We start from the raw sequence: 14,155 nt of genomic DNA on the forward strand, positions 1-14,155 counted from the left end.
GCTACAGCACAGCGCCTGCTGTGCGCAATGCTTCGAACTCATCCACCGTAAATCCCCAGTCACGCAGCACTTCTTCATTGTGTTGGCCAGGCTTTGGCGGTGGGTGCTGAATTGCGCCCGGTGTCCGGCTGAAGCGCGGCGCCGGCGCGGGCTGCATGACGCCATCAATGTGGGTGAAAATGCCCCTATCCTTAATATGCGCATTCTGAGGCGCTTCGGTCATGGACAATACCGGCGTGATGCATGATTGCGTCCCCTTTGCTAGCTCTACCCACTCATCCCGCGAACGAGTCTTGAACGCCTTGGCGAAGCGTTCTTTTAGCTGCGGCCAGCCAGCTTGGTCGTGCTGCTCAGGCAGCGCCTGTCCGGCCAAACCGAGCACGTCCAGCGCATCGCGATAGAAGCGACCCTCATTGGCGGCTATGCTCACATACTTGCCATCCCCGGTCTCGTAGACGTTGTACCAAGGAGCCCCAGAGTCGAGCCGATTTGCCCCACGCTCATCTTTCCAGTAGCCAGCGGCAAGAAAGCCATACAGCAGCGTCATCAGTGACGCTGATCCGTCCACCATCGCGGCGTCCACCACCTGCCCGTGTCCCGAGGTGCGACTTTCCAGAAGCGCGCTGACCACACCCAAAGCCAGATATAGCGAACCTCCACCAAAATCGCCTATCAGATTCAGAGGTATGGCTGGCGCCTCTCCAGCCCGACCCACCGCATGCAACACCCCCGTCAGCGAAATGTAGTTGATGTCATGTCCCGGCGCATGCGCCATGGGACCGTCCTGCCCCCATCCCGTCATGCGGCCATACACCAGGCGCTGATTGGCCTTGAGGCAAACCTCGGGCCCGAGCCCCAATCGCTCCATCACGCCAGGACGAAAGCCCTCGATCAACACATCAGCCTGCTTCACGAGACGCAGCACGGCTTTCGTAGCATCCGGTTTTTTTAGATCCATCCGTATGCTGCGACGGCCCCGATTGAGCAGATCGAATCGCGCATCGATAGGCGCGCCTCCATCGTGACCGGGCGGGCGATCGATACGAATCACTTGAGCGCCCATATCCGCCAGCAGCATGCAGCAAAACGGTCCAGGACCGATGCCGCCGATCTCCACAATTCTGATGCCTGCCAGCGGTCCATTAGCCTTCGTCGTCATCGCTGTGCTCATTTGTTTTTTTCCCTAGGCATTGTCGCCGTCTGGATCAAGTCGCAGTATGTCAGTCTTTCAGGAGGGAATGCAGGAGATCGTTGTCCTGCCCAATCTCCGGTGCGGAGCGCATGGGAGGCGGACGCCGCCTGTCGAAGGAAAGCGGCATGCCGACGAGTGCTATCTCGTCTTCACCACTCTTGCCCAAAATGCCCAGCGCTTGCGTTTGCTCATGATGGTAAAGTTCCGCCGTCGTCTGGATCGGCGCACAGGGCAGCCCCAGCTTAGCGAGGTGCTGCTGCCAATGTGCTCGCGTCTGTGTCGCCAGCCGTTCGCCAATCAATGTGTCTATCTCCATGCGATGCGCGAGGCGTGCGCTGTTGGTCGAAAACCGCTTGTCGACCGCCCATTCCGGATGCGCTAAGGCTTCGCAGAGTTTGGCAAACAAACGGTCATTGGCGCTGCTGATGATCACATAGCCGTCTGACGCCGCATAAGCACGGTGCGGCACGATAAATGCCACGCCCGAACCATGCCGCCCTCCGGGATTGCCATCCGCAGCGTAGTTGGCCACCCCAATCGACATCCAGGCAATGGCCGTTTCCAAAAGCGATCCGTTCACCGTGGCGCCAACGCGCTCGCGTTCGCGACGCAACAGTGCGGACACTATGCCAATAACCGCCCACATACCGCTGCCAAAGTCGACGATGGACACACCCGCGCGCACAGGCGCCTGCCCCTCTTCTCCGGTCAGACTCATAATGCCTGCAAATGCCTGCATGAGCGGGTCATAACCAGGCAGCGTGTTCAATGGGCCTACATGCCCATAAGCGCCCACTTCACAGTAGACCAGCGTCGGCTTGCGCTCACGCAGGCTTTCTGCATCCAGGCCATATTGCCCAATACTGCCTGGACGCAGATTGTGAAGAAAGACATCGGCATGCCGCTCGATCAGATCATGCAGCGTCGCCAGTTGAACGGGGTTCTTGATGTCCAGAGAGATGGACCGTTTGCCTCGATTGAGCGCATGAAAGGCCGCGCCACATCCCTTCCACTGGCTTGGGCCCCAACTGCGCGAAGAATCTCCGCTCGCGCGCTCGATTTTCCAGACTTCAGCGCCCAGTCCCGCGAGAATATGGCCTGCAAAAGGCGCGGACGCGCTGTCTCCAAGCTCCACCACGGTTACACCTGCTAAAGGTAAGTCTTCCTGCATCTGATCCCCCATTTCAGTTACCCGGCTTGCGGCGCCTGCAATGCTCCGCCCGAGGCCAGAACCTCGTTCGCCTGCTCCGGCGTTATTCCATATTCCCCCAGCAATTGCAACGTATGCTCGCCGTGGCGCGGCGCCGGATATCGCTGTTCGGGTTGGCTTTCACTCCATTCCTGCGGAATACCCAGCATTCTAAGTGTGCCCTCGGTCGGATGCTGCTGCAACTCAAAGAAATTCACCACTTTCATGTGGGGATCCTGTATCAACGTGTCGGGCGTATTCATTTCGATGATGGGTATATCGGCCTCATGCAGAATCTCGAGCCACGCTCGAGTCGTTTTGGTTTCAAAGGTTATGGCCAAAAATTCGTACAGGTAACCGATGTTCTCAGTGCGCCCAAAGATGGTGCTGTAGCGAGGATCTTCCGCCATATCTGCACGCCCGACAGCGATAAAGAACCGCTGCCAATGACGATCCGTATAAATGTTGACACCAATATAACCATCCTTTGTCTGATAGGGGCGGCGCTCGGGGCTCATCATGCGCGAATAGCCCCAATCTCCGATGGGCGGTTCGAATGTATACCCATATAAGTGGTCACCCATGACAAAATGCGCGAACGTTTCAAACATAGGAACAGCGACCGATTGGCCACGGCCAGTTTTCTCGCGGTAATACAGCGCCATGGCCACGGCATTGCATGTGGCCATGCCTACAACACGATCAGCGATGGCCGTAGCCACATAGGCCGGAGGACCGGCCTTTCTGCTTTGCAGCACAGGCATACCCACCGCGGCCTGAATCAGATCGTCGTAGGCCGGGCGATCCGCATAAGGCCCGCCAGCGCCAAAGCCGAATGCGCCGCAATAGATCACGCGCGGATTGATCGCCCTGACATCTTCGTATGAAAGTCCGAGCTTGGCCATCGCCTTCGGACGCAGGCTGTGCACCAATACATCAGCCGACACGATCATCCGCTTGAGCACGTGCAGGCCTTGCGCATGCTTGAGATCCAGCACGATGCTGCGTTTATTGCGATTCAAATGCAGGAATATGGCGCTCATGCCCTGATTTCGGCAAGGCCCGACGCCTCGCGTTGGATCTCCGTCCGGCGCCTCCACCTTGCATATATCAGCGCCCATGTCCGCCAAGAGTAAAGATGCGTAGGGGCCCATGAAATTGGACGTCAGATCAAGGACGCGCACTCCTGTCAAAGGACCGGACATGTCAATTACCCCTGCTTTAGATTGATCGTCTGGAAAAGCTGCTTCCAGATATCGACTTCTTCCTGAATCTCCTTGACGAAGCGTTCGGGAGAAGACTGTGGGACAGACCCCGTAAGCGTTGTTTCAACCTGCTTGCGAAACGCTTTATCCGCGAGTACTGTTTCCACATCGCGATTGATACGGTCCACGATCGATGGCGGTGTATTCTTGGGCACGAAAAATCCTGCCCACAACAGGGGTATATACCCCTCGTATCCCACAGCCTCTTTCAGTGTGGGAACTTCAGAAAGATTCGGGTAACGATCCGGGCTGATGGCTGCCAACGGTACAACCGCTCCATTATCGAAATAACCTTTGAGCGATGCCGGGTTATTGACGACAACCTGTGTATCACCGCGAATGACGGCCATGTTCATTTCGTTGATGTTGCTGAAATCCACTGGCGAATACTTCATATCCAGCTGCTGGTTCAATATGGAGAACGATAGGTTAAAGATGGAGGTCGGCCCTGTACCAGAAAAGAACACACCCTCTCCACTTTCCTTACTCAAGGCTACCAGAGCCTTCAATGTACCGGCCTTTCTTGCTGTTGCCTCGTTCGTTGCAATAACGAGCTGGTAGTTGAGAACCTTGCGCACCGGCACAAGGTCAGTAAGAGGATCAAACCTCAGGTTGCGCTGCGTGAACTTGGGCAGGATAGAGCTTTGTGTTCCCAACAACAGCGTATAGCCGTCTCGGGCATTCACCACATGCTCGGTGCCAATTACGCCGCCCGCGCCCGGCCGATTTTCGACAATAACAGGCTGCTTCCAGATTTCCGACAACTTGGGCCCCAGTAGCCGCGCCAGGGTGTCGCCGGAAGAGCCCGGGCCAATAGCCAGAACGATCTTCACCGGTTGCGTGGGCCATTCGTCTGCGTGGACATCTCCACTCGTCACCATACCGCTCATCCCTATGACAGCCGCGGCCATACTGACCTTCAGCCAACGGCGGCGCAGCGGGTAAATATTCCGTGCGTACTGCATTACCATGACTCGTCTCCTTGAATAGTATTTTGAACAACACTTTTATCTTTCTGTCCCTGCTGGTCGGGCAATACCCTCAGCCAGATCAAACACCGGAAGGTTCTGCTTGCCGCGCAGCTGAAACTCGACCTGTACAGCCTTGCCGATGGCGATGTCCTCTGGCGCACCGTTAATCTGGCTGAACAGGTAATAGCCCTCTTCCATCTGAATGAAGCCTACGGTATACGGTACGATCGACGCCCATGTTTGCGTAGGGCCGCGCATGACGGTGCTAAATGAGTACACAGTGCCGCGCCCGCAGGATTCTTTCCATTCAAGCGCCTGGACTCCACAATGGGGGCAAAACGAATGCGCTGGCCATACCGCCTGCTCGCAACTGCCGCAAACCTGATAGGTCAGTCGGCTCTCTTGGAGCGCCGACCAATATGGCTCGGCATCCAGCAGCGGATACGGCTGCGGCCACCCCTCTATATAGTTGATTTCACTCATGGAATACTCTGCTCAAACTTGAAGTTCACTGGGCTCTGGCCAGAATCGTTACCCCGCCCGCGGCAAGCATGCCGCCCGCGCCTTGAACCATCACGGTTCGAGGACGCGTGTTCGGCGATATGCCCAACCCTGCACCGCGGAGCTGGCGTACGGCCTCGACATAGCTGTCCATGTTGCAGGAGATGCCTGGTTGGCCGAAGGATAGCCAACCTCCGTTGGTGTCGGTCGGTAAATCACCATCCACGCCTGTACGGCCATCGCGGTACAGGTTGATTCCTTCGCCCTTTCGCGCGAAGCCGAGATCCTCCAGAATCATGGGTCCCATATGCGCAAAGTTCACCGATATCTGCGTCATATCTATGTCGGCAGGCGTAAGGCCTGAATGCGCGTAAGCCTGTCGGGCCGCTTCGGCCGTGGCGGTATATGTCAGATTGGGAAACGTGCCCAAGCCCGGGAACTTGCAACGGTGCATATTTATGCGATCAGTCAGATACTCATGCGTGGATGCCGATCCATATCCCATCACATAGATAGCACCTGGGATGGCGCGCGCCTTCTCCACCGATGTCACCACCAATGCCCCTCCCGTACCTCCGCCCCAGGTGGAACACATCCAGCGCCGCAACGGGGTCGCTACATATGGCGATGACAGCACCTTGTCGCGATCGATCTCGCCAAATCGGGCCTTGGCCGCATGGGGGTGATGCACGCCCCAGCGCTGGTTGGCGATCGCCACATCCGCCAGGTCTGCCTCCGTGATGCCGAACTCATGGAAGTATCGATGCGCTGCCTGCCCATAGAGTGCTGGAATAATGGGTCCGTAAGGAATCTCGAACTGTGGATCGGCATCGGCTTCAGCACCCATCGCGACCGCATCAACGAACAGCTCGGTCGCATCGCTTTGCAAGCACAGTACGTAGTCCGCCCTTCCCGACGCTATCATCTGAGAAGCCATCCCCACAGATGCCGTCAGCCCTGAGCCATGCATCGTCAACTCGGTGTTCAGTGTCACCGGCATGTGCATATGCGACACGAAGATATTGCTCCATTGCGAGCGCTTGTCAGCCCAGGGCGACCGACCCGTAAAGACTGCGTCAATCCGGTCCTTGCTGATTCCCGCGTCTGCCAGCGCTTTATGCGTAGCCTCCACGGCAAGTTGCAAAGGGTCTTTTCGGTTGCTGCGGGAGGCATAAGCATCCCCCATCCCCACGATCGCGGCGACTGGTTGGGAAGACATGAGCACTCCTCAACTTTGCACTGCAGGCAGGGAGGAAGCCACCAGCGCATCCAGATCTTCACGTTTGCGCAACATCAGCAGACTCCACTCGCCTTGCTGCACGATCTCTCCGTCCTGGTTCAACACCTTGATCAGAAATCTGGTGACACCATACTTGTCATCCTTATCCTTTTTGCCGATGACCTCGGCAACAGCATAGATGGTGTCGTTGATGCACACGGGCTTTAGAAAACGCATGTTATCGATGCCATAGTTGGCCTGGATGCCCAGACCAAACTGGATCAGGCCCGTGGCAATGGAGTAGGTGAGCGCACCCTGAACTAGGCGTTTGGCAAATCGGGTTTTCGACGAGTAGACAACGTTGGAATGAATAGCGATCCAGTTTCCGGTCAACGCACAATAGTTGACCACGTCAGTCTCGGTCACCGTGCGTCCGCCAGAACAGAAGGTTTGGCCAACCTCCAGCTCATCATACGTCTCGTTTATCTGATTATTAATCAAGGCACTCATGCCCGTCTCCTTATCAATGCATGAATTCGGTATCAGTTAAGCCGCATCGACTTTGCGATGATGGTCTTCTGAATCTGTGAAGTGCCGCCACCAATCGTGGACTGAACGCTTTCACGGAGATAGCGCTCCATATCCGCCTCAGGCAGATTGGCATAGCCGCCAAGCACTTGCATACCTGTCAGCGCGCATTGCTTCAACGTCTCGGAACCATACAGCTTGGCCATTGACACTTCCCGGCTGCACGGCACGTGGTCTGCCGCCAGTTTGGCTGCGCGATAACACAACAGGCGCGCCGCATCGACCTCAGTCTGCCGATCGGCCAGCATGTGCTTCAGCACCTGAAAATCCCACAGCTGCTTGCCGAACTGAATCCGTTCATGGGCGTAGCGCACCGCAGCGGACACAGCCGTCTGCGCATTGCCCACGTAAGCGGCGGCAACCGAGCATCGCTCCAGCTCCAGGTGCTCAGTAATGATCTTCCAACCCTGGCCTTCTGCACCCAACAGGGCATCGCCAGGAACGCGTACGTTGTCCAGGAATATTTCCGTTGTGCCTGTGGCATGGCGAGACAATGTCGGCAGTTTGTTGATAATCAATCCAGGCGTATCGTTCGGAATCAGCAGTATCGACAGCCCCCCGTGTTTGTCATGAGGGTCGGTGCGCACCAGCATGGCGATCACCACATCCCGGGCGGCCGCACCGCTGCACCACAACTTCTGACCACTCACTATCCAATCGCCATTCTCGTCGCGGCGTGCACGGGTCTTGGTGTTCGATGCATCTGACCCAGCGTCGGGTTCGGAAATCGATACCGAGAAACGAATTTTTCCATCGATAAAGGGTTGGATGTACCGCTGCTTCTGCTCAGGCGTGCCGAACTTAGCAATATTCATCGCCGTAAACGTTGGTACGAGAATCGCGGCAGCGAAGTCAAAACCGTACTTGCCCAAACCCTCGGCCATCAAGGTATAGTCAAAAATATTGCCTCCAGCCCCGCCCTCTTCTTCGCTGAACAGCAATCCCAGCCAGCCCTGCTTGGCGATTTTCTCGTAGGCTTCATAGGGATAGTCACGGTTCTGATCACACTTTCGGATGTACTCCAAAGTAATCTCGTTATCCATGAACTTGTTCACGCTATCGAGCCACATCTGTTCCGATTCATCGAGGAAATTTGCCATGATTCAGTTACTCCTTGGTGTAGTAGGTACGTTCGGAAATGCATCCGTTTGCAGATACCTACAGACTATGGAAAGCAGCCGATGAATCCAAGTTGCAAATTTCGAAATACAGCTTCGAGGAACCCGAAGCATGACTCAAACAGAAAGGCGCATGCGCTCGCCCTCAGCCTGCATGAATCTGGGCATCACGTCTTCTGTAGAAACGAATCCACGCGCCTTTGTTCAACGACCTTGCCGAGCCACCCGCTGGCGCTTACCGGCAACTGCGCGCCAACACCTCTGCCAATGCGCGTCCGCCTTGGCTGTCATCCCAAAGAGCTGCCCCAAGATGCGCGACCAACTTTTCACCGTTGTGCAAGCCATGGCCTTTTTCGGCAATCTGCACTTTGGTAAGTGGCTTGCGCGGCGTACCAACGCTGTCTACCACCAGGCTGTACTGTTCGTTGCCGTCGGTGAAGCGTATGCGTACACCCGTAGCGAAATGATTTGGGTAATACTCGCGTGTAATTGCCTCACTCAGCACAAAATGCACTTTCTGTGCAACCTCCAGAATCGCAGAGTCGTTCAGGTAGTCGTCCCCGTAAGCATCGTAGCGATAAGGCCCGTAAACCAGCGTTGCCCCGACGATATAGGGGCAACTGTACTGCGCGGCCATGCTGGATTGCGGATTCCTCAGCATGTGCTGATCGGCGATAAGCTGAGGGCCGCTGATGGTAATAGACTCAATCGTGGATAGGGGCACACTGAAACCGCTGGTGACTTCTCGCAGCGCATCAATGCTGGAATGGAACAGCCTGCAACAGGCGTAGGGCTTGAAGCTGATATTATGGATCTGCAATTGGGCGGCAGGTGTGACGTGGCGCAACTGGCCCCCGAATAGCGCCGCCAACCCATACATGCCCTCGACCACGCGATGCGGCGACGTGACCGAAGACATAAGCGCAAATTCCGCCGCCAACACGCCATTTCGAGCGCCAAAACCCGCGTGAACACGCTTAACCTCACCGCCGTTCGATTCGGCTGAAAACTGCATTGCACCGCAGGCTTGCGACAGCGCATGCCCCCAGGCGGCCGTCAGCATCTCTCGAGTGACGGCATGTGCGCGCTGATAGGCATGCAAGCAGATGCAGGCGGTGGCGGCTCCAAATGAGCCGAAGACCGAAGTAGGATGAAAGCCGCGATGCACCGTTTCCATGCCACCCGCCGAACTGCCGAGCAAAGCCATGGCTTCGTAGCCAGCGATCACCGCTCGAAAGAGATCTACCTGAGGGGCATCAGTCGCAGCAGCCTGAGCCAACGCGGCAGGAATGATCACCGAGCCCGGATGACTCAACGTTTCGTCGTGCGTATCGTCCAGTTCCATGCTGTGTGCGGCTGTACCATGCACCAGTGCAGCGATCGACGGATCAGCCAGCCAGCCTTCGCATAAAACCGGGCTCGCGCCTGTGCCAGAGAAGCGTTCAGCCCACCGGGCAATCTCACGCGTCCAGGGACGCGCCGCGCCCCACATCGACACAATGAAGTTATCCAGCAGCAGTTGGCGCAGCGCCTCGACATCGGCATCACGGGGTTGTGCATTGGCCACGAGAGCAATGTAATCCGCGAGCTCCGCGGTCATATCAATACCTGCTGCGTCACGTACGTAATCGCCGCCAAGTTTGGAAAGCTGAATCACGGTCTATACCTTGATTTGTGGTTATCCGTGTTGAAACTCCCCGCTACCGAAAGCAGAACGTACGGGGCTGATCAACGCTCATTTATCAGACGTGGACGTAGGCTTATGAAACGCTGGCCAATGCATCCTGACCAGCTCACGCGAAGCACCATAAGCGTAACAGCTGTCTATTTTCGTGGGTTTTCCGCTCGCGTCCACGGCGCTGACCTGGCTCGTCTGCAGCGAGTAGAGCGTCTGATAGGCGGCGCTCGCCAACGGAATCATCAGCTCTTTCAGATGCGTACACGTTTCGCCAGAAGGCAGACGTTTACGCAGCTCACTGTTCCAGCCAGGACCTATTCGTAATCCCACCAATGCTTGCAGGATGTCCCCGCCACCCGCGCATTCCCGATAGGGATATGCGTGAATAGCGGTGCCAATCTTGCGAATCACCAAGTCTTTGTCGAGCACTACCCTCAACCCATGGTCGTGGATGAACTCGCCGGCAGGCACCGTGCGCATCCCGCTGGGCGGTGCGAAGTCATGCGTCTTGCGATCGATAAGTTGTGCTTCAATCTCCAGCATGCCGTCGCTACGTCGAAATCCATGCAGATCGATACGCCGCCAGTGCAGTTCCTCACGCGTGACGTCGCTGTCGTTCGCCACATCGTCTGCCGTCTTGTCATCACTCATCCGGTACCCCTGCGCAAACATCCCTCAAGCCTTGGTAAGCTCGACCAGGCGACGCCATTTCTCAGATTCTTCTCGGGCGGTGGATTCTACCTGGCCCGCAGGCTGATAATCCCGCTCCAGAAACTGAGCGGCACAGAATGCCGCGAACTCTGGCGTAGCGGTGATCACGCTAAACGCTGCCGAGAGCTTGTTTATAACCGCATCCGGCGTATCCTGGGGCGCCATTACCCAGATAGGCGAAGCGAGATCGTAACCCTGAATCCCTGCTGCTTCATTAATCGTCGGCACATCGGGGAGATGCGCCGAGCGTTTTCCCGCCGTGACGGCCAACAAACGAAGATCACCACTTCTTACCAAGGGCAAAGCAGCTTGCCCTGAGAAAGCAACCTGCACCTGACCATTGACAGTGTCCACCAGAGCCTGTGAACCATTCCGGTAAGGCGCATGAGTCATTTCGATGCCGGCCATGGATGCAAGCAAAGCGCCGCTCATGTGTGAAGGCGTGCCCTGCCCCGCGGAACCATAATTAATGGAGCCGGGCGCCCGTTTGGATGCCGTGATTACATCGGCTACCGTTTTGAGGGGTGAACTTTTACCCGTGACCATGAACAAAGTAGTGCTCGCCAGCCGCGACACGGGTTTGAAGTCTGCCACTGCATCGTAAGAAGTTTGCGTCAGCCAAGGGGTAGTGTAATGAGTGGAGAATGTAATCAGGAGCGTATAGCCATCCGGCGCAGCGCTCGCCACATGCGCAGTGCCAATACTCCCCCCGGCCCCCGGCTTGTTCTCCACGACGACGGCAACTCCCCACGCTGCATTCAGCGCCGCCGCAACCTGTCGCGCCATCACATCGGTACCAGACCCCGCAGCAACTGGCGTAACGAATCTGACCGGATGATCTGGGTAACGACCTTGAGCAAGTGCCACTTTCGCTGTCAACATTGCCCCAATAGGCAGGTGGATCAGAAATGAGCGACGAGAGACCATGTTTGACTCCGAGGATTGGCTATGGTTACCCACAAGCAGAGAGATTGTTGACGCGAAATCTGTCGTGATCCGGGAAAACAATCAACGCGCGGGCTTCACGAGAACGAGACCTCAAGGCTTGCCGTTGATGGCTTGTTTCCAGAAATGGTTGGCATCCACCACTTCATCTCGGGCTTCGTCCAGCGTCGTGGAAGCCGGCTGAAGCGACATTTGCTGAAGCTTGTCCAGCACAACTGGATTCGCCAGCACCTTGCGCAAGGCTACGTTGAATTCTTGCGCCATCTCCTGGGGAAAATCTTTAGGTGCAAAGAAACCCATAAAAGTGTAGAACTCGAGCCCATCAACACCCAATTCCCTGAAAGTCGGCACGTCTGGCAGCAGTGGCGTACGCTCGGCGCCTGAAACCGCAATCACCCTAGCCTTGCCTGACCTGTACACCGCCATGGCTTCCGGCATGCCTGTAATGCCTGCCGGCACCTGGCCAGCCATCACACTCTGAATTACCGGTGCTGACCCACTGTAAGGCACGGGCTCCATCGGTAGCCCCCATTCGTGGGCCATCGCGTCGCCAACCACCTTTGGTGCGCCGCCCACAAATGGCACACCGTAAAAGCGTAACGCCGCGTCCTTTTTCACCGCTTCCGCGTATCCCACAAAATCGCTATAACTGCGGTCGACGGGAATGCTCAATGTCCAGGAAGTACGCGTCGCCTGCCCTAACGCCGTAAAGTCCTTCTCCGCATCGTATTGGGCGCCGGGGGTTGTCAACGGCACAATAATCAGCGAGTGATCAACCGTGAACAGCAATGTCGTCCCGTTCGGCGCGGCATCGCGCACAAACTGTGTGCCAATTTGCCCGCTCGCACCGGCTTTGTTCTCGATAACCACGACCTGGCCCAGTTCCTTTGCCAAGTCTTGCCCGAGGATACGGGCCACCACATCCGTACCGCCACCGGCCGCGTAGGGTACAACGATTCTAATGGGTGCCTGGAAGGATTGGGCTGCGCCTGCCGGTGAAATCGCGAAGCAAGCTATTGCGCAGAGAACGCCAAGGACTCTGGATCGTGTCCGCATAATGATGTCTCCTGCCTTATAAAAGGATTCAAGAATGGTTTTATAAGTACATCTTGAAGCGAGCGCGACACAAATCCAATTGGAGAATTTCGAAATGACAGTTCGCTATTGCCGAATTACGAAGGTATTGCTGCATCCATCGCCATCCAGCCGAACCCGATTGGGAGAACACACCCTTCATGCAAGACTTGGGCGGGCCGTCAAGGTTCTAGTTTATGGTCTTCTTCCTGGCCCACCGGCTGGCTTGTCAATTGCTTCATTAGCGCGGAAGCGGCGGGCCCCAGATTTCGCTCGCGCGATGTTGCTATCTGCAAAATGCGCTGCGCCCAGGAGTCGGTAATGGGCACGGCGATTACCCCGTCAAGCGCTGCGAGGCTAACTTCGCACTCCGGTTGAACAGTAACTCCCAGGCCGGCCTGAGACAAACTGATGGCTGCGCCTGTGCTGCGCACCGTGTACTTGGGTTTGTATTCTCGTTGCAACCGGCGCGCAGCGTTTGAAAATGCCGCGTGCATGGCCGTAACCACGATTAGATCCTCAGAGATCAGATCCAGAAACGAGATGCTGGAGCGCGCCGCCAGTTTATTTTTTTCCGGCACCACCGCAACCAGTCGGTCTGTACGATAGGGCGAAGTATGAACGCCGCTGAGATCCAGGCCTGGCGCCACCGCAAACACCCCGATGTCGGCGTCGCCATTCGCAACCGTCTGCACGATACTGGTATTTTCCAGTTCGCGTATCACCAGATCCACCTGGGGAAAATCCTGAATAAAAGCGCCCAGCTCACGTGAAAGAAATGGCACGAAAATAGATCTCGCAGATGCAACAAACACTTCGCCACGCAACCCTTCGCTAAACGCGGCGATCTCTCCCCGCATGTCGTCTAGATCCGCAAAAAGCTTGCGTATATACCGAAGCACCACCTCGCCGGCCGCGGTGGCAACCACGCCTTTTGGCGTGCGCTCCAGCAATTGAATGCCAGCGATCTCCTCAAAATCCTGGATACGCTTGGTCGCAGTGGATGCAGCAATGTTTTCCCGAATCGCAGCGCGCCCGATTTGCTGCTCCTCTGCGGCAGACAGAAACAGTTTGAGCGTGAACAAGTCCACTTGACGAATGAGGTGAGAACGGTTGAATGTCATGACCATGGAGAGAGAGTTCGTACACATTGAGCATCGCAAGTGCTTTTGATCAATCAATGCCGAATACCGCGCTACCCAAGTAGCTTGCCTTATTGAGCCTAAACCAACAATTCCAGCCCGATTAAAAGCCGCACAACCAGCTCAATTCTACTGCAACGGATTGCTGGATCCATTGTGTGCCTGAAACTCGCGGATCCATTTCATGGAGGCATTAGAGATAAAAAAAGCTTAACCGATTTAGATGACTCATGTTGACTGGATAGCCAACAAAGCCCTGCTGTCTCGTTATCCAAATAACCCGCCCCTGCATGGGTAGACTTTCGACAATCACAGTTTGCGACCATTGTTTGGACAGCTGATCGGCTACAGTACGCGCCAATAAATCCGCCACGCCTCCAGCAGAAAATGGGACAACTATCCTGACTGTGTCTGTCCGCTACCGTCTCGATCGCCCAGTTGGACCAGTGGCTCGGTGTTGCCCGGCGCAGGTGTACTCCAAGCCGCTCAAGGCCGTGCCCAAGATGGCTACTAAGCCGACCAAGGCCATGATTAAGGAGTCTCCTTCGCTTAGGCCCGTTGT

Annotated in this window: 13 protein-coding genes; all 13 read right to left on the reverse strand. The window is 56.3% G+C overall.

The genetic code is table 11. The features are described from left to right. Position 1: 1 nt before the first annotated feature. Complete coding sequence (locus tag ERE07_RS19645; protein WP_425330997.1) at positions 2 to 1,171, reverse strand: CaiB/BaiF CoA transferase family protein; 1,170 nt, start codon at positions 1,169 to 1,171, stop codon at positions 2 to 4. A 49-nt stretch (positions 1,172 to 1,220) separates the two neighbouring features. After that, positions 1,221 to 2,363 carry a CaiB/BaiF CoA transferase family protein gene (locus ERE07_RS19650; RefSeq protein ID WP_130010740.1) on the reverse strand — a complete coding sequence of 381 codons (1,143 nt, stop codon included), beginning with the start codon at positions 2,361 to 2,363 and terminating at the stop codon, positions 1,221 to 1,223. A 17-nt stretch (positions 2,364 to 2,380) separates the two neighbouring features. Then, a complete protein-coding gene (locus ERE07_RS19655; protein ID WP_130010741.1) occupies positions 2,381 to 3,586 on the reverse strand; it encodes a CaiB/BaiF CoA transferase family protein in 1,206 nt (401 codons plus the stop codon). 5 nt (positions 3,587 to 3,591) lie between these two features. Continuing rightward, a complete protein-coding gene (locus ERE07_RS19660) occupies positions 3,592 to 4,617 on the reverse strand; it encodes a Bug family tripartite tricarboxylate transporter substrate binding protein (protein ID WP_245153794.1) in 1,026 nt (341 codons plus the stop codon). 36 nt (positions 4,618 to 4,653) lie between these two features. Continuing rightward, entirely contained in the window at positions 4,654 to 5,100 is a 447-nt protein-coding gene (locus tag ERE07_RS19665; RefSeq protein ID WP_130010742.1) for a Zn-ribbon domain-containing OB-fold protein, read from the reverse strand. Between the two features lie 25 nt (positions 5,101 to 5,125). Continuing rightward, positions 5,126 to 6,337 carry a thiolase family protein gene (locus tag ERE07_RS19670; protein ID WP_130010743.1) on the reverse strand — a complete coding sequence of 404 codons (1,212 nt, stop codon included), beginning with the start codon at positions 6,335 to 6,337 and terminating at the stop codon, positions 5,126 to 5,128. 9 nt (positions 6,338 to 6,346) lie between these two features. After that, positions 6,347 to 6,847 carry a MaoC family dehydratase gene (locus ERE07_RS19675; protein WP_130010744.1) on the reverse strand — a complete coding sequence of 167 codons (501 nt, stop codon included), beginning with the start codon at positions 6,845 to 6,847 and terminating at the stop codon, positions 6,347 to 6,349. Between the two features lie 32 nt (positions 6,848 to 6,879). Further along, positions 6,880 to 8,025 carry an acyl-CoA dehydrogenase family protein gene (locus tag ERE07_RS19680; RefSeq protein WP_130010745.1) on the reverse strand — a complete coding sequence of 382 codons (1,146 nt, stop codon included), beginning with the start codon at positions 8,023 to 8,025 and terminating at the stop codon, positions 6,880 to 6,882. A gap of 253 nt (positions 8,026 to 8,278) precedes the next feature. Continuing rightward, positions 8,279 to 9,700, reverse strand: coding sequence for an MmgE/PrpD family protein (locus tag ERE07_RS19685; RefSeq protein ID WP_245153795.1), 1,422 nt, complete (start codon positions 9,698 to 9,700; stop codon positions 8,279 to 8,281). Between the two features lie 78 nt (positions 9,701 to 9,778). Next, complete coding sequence (locus ERE07_RS19690; protein WP_130010746.1) at positions 9,779 to 10,372, reverse strand: DUF2889 domain-containing protein; 594 nt, start codon at positions 10,370 to 10,372, stop codon at positions 9,779 to 9,781. Between the two features lie 24 nt (positions 10,373 to 10,396). Continuing rightward, entirely contained in the window at positions 10,397 to 11,359 is a 963-nt protein-coding gene (locus ERE07_RS19695) for a Bug family tripartite tricarboxylate transporter substrate binding protein (RefSeq protein ID WP_130010747.1), read from the reverse strand. Positions 11,360 to 11,470: 111 nt separating this feature from the next. Further along, on the reverse strand, positions 11,471 to 12,433 hold the full coding sequence (locus ERE07_RS19700) for a Bug family tripartite tricarboxylate transporter substrate binding protein (RefSeq protein WP_130010748.1): 963 nt from the start codon (positions 12,431 to 12,433) through the stop codon (positions 11,471 to 11,473). A 200-nt stretch (positions 12,434 to 12,633) separates the two neighbouring features. After that, complete coding sequence (locus ERE07_RS19705; RefSeq protein WP_245153796.1) at positions 12,634 to 13,602, reverse strand: LysR family transcriptional regulator; 969 nt, start codon at positions 13,600 to 13,602, stop codon at positions 12,634 to 12,636. Positions 13,603 to 14,155 lie beyond the last annotated feature (553 nt).

This window comes from Allopusillimonas ginsengisoli (assembly GCF_004153455.1).
Taxonomy (GTDB): domain Bacteria; phylum Pseudomonadota; class Gammaproteobacteria; order Burkholderiales; family Burkholderiaceae_B; genus Allopusillimonas; species Allopusillimonas ginsengisoli.

Coding starts and splice junctions, on each gene's coding strand:
- ERE07_RS19645 (WP_425330997.1), bottom strand. CDS start 1,171: ATGAGCACAGCGATGACGACGAAGGCTAATGGACCGCTGGCAGGCATC.
- ERE07_RS19650 (WP_130010740.1), bottom strand. CDS start 2,363: ATGCAGGAAGACTTACCTTTAGCAGGTGTAACCGTGGTGGAGCTTGGA.
- ERE07_RS19655 (WP_130010741.1), bottom strand. CDS start 3,586: ATGTCCGGTCCTTTGACAGGAGTGCGCGTCCTTGATCTGACGTCCAAT.
- ERE07_RS19660 (WP_245153794.1), bottom strand. CDS start 4,617: ATGGTAATGCAGTACGCACGGAATATTTACCCGCTGCGCCGCCGTTGG.
- ERE07_RS19665 (WP_130010742.1), bottom strand. CDS start 5,100: ATGAGTGAAATCAACTATATAGAGGGGTGGCCGCAGCCGTATCCGCTG.
- ERE07_RS19670 (WP_130010743.1), bottom strand. CDS start 6,337: ATGTCTTCCCAACCAGTCGCCGCGATCGTGGGGATGGGGGATGCTTAT.
- ERE07_RS19675 (WP_130010744.1), bottom strand. CDS start 6,847: ATGAGTGCCTTGATTAATAATCAGATAAACGAGACGTATGATGAGCTG.
- ERE07_RS19680 (WP_130010745.1), bottom strand. CDS start 8,025: ATGGCAAATTTCCTCGATGAATCGGAACAGATGTGGCTCGATAGCGTG.
- ERE07_RS19690 (WP_130010746.1), bottom strand. CDS start 10,372: ATGAGTGATGACAAGACGGCAGACGATGTGGCGAACGACAGCGACGTC.
- ERE07_RS19695 (WP_130010747.1), bottom strand. CDS start 11,359: ATGGTCTCTCGTCGCTCATTTCTGATCCACCTGCCTATTGGGGCAATG.
- ERE07_RS19700 (WP_130010748.1), bottom strand. CDS start 12,433: ATGCGGACACGATCCAGAGTCCTTGGCGTTCTCTGCGCAATAGCTTGC.
- ERE07_RS19705 (WP_245153796.1), bottom strand. CDS start 13,602: ATGTGTACGAACTCTCTCTCCATGGTCATGACATTCAACCGTTCTCAC.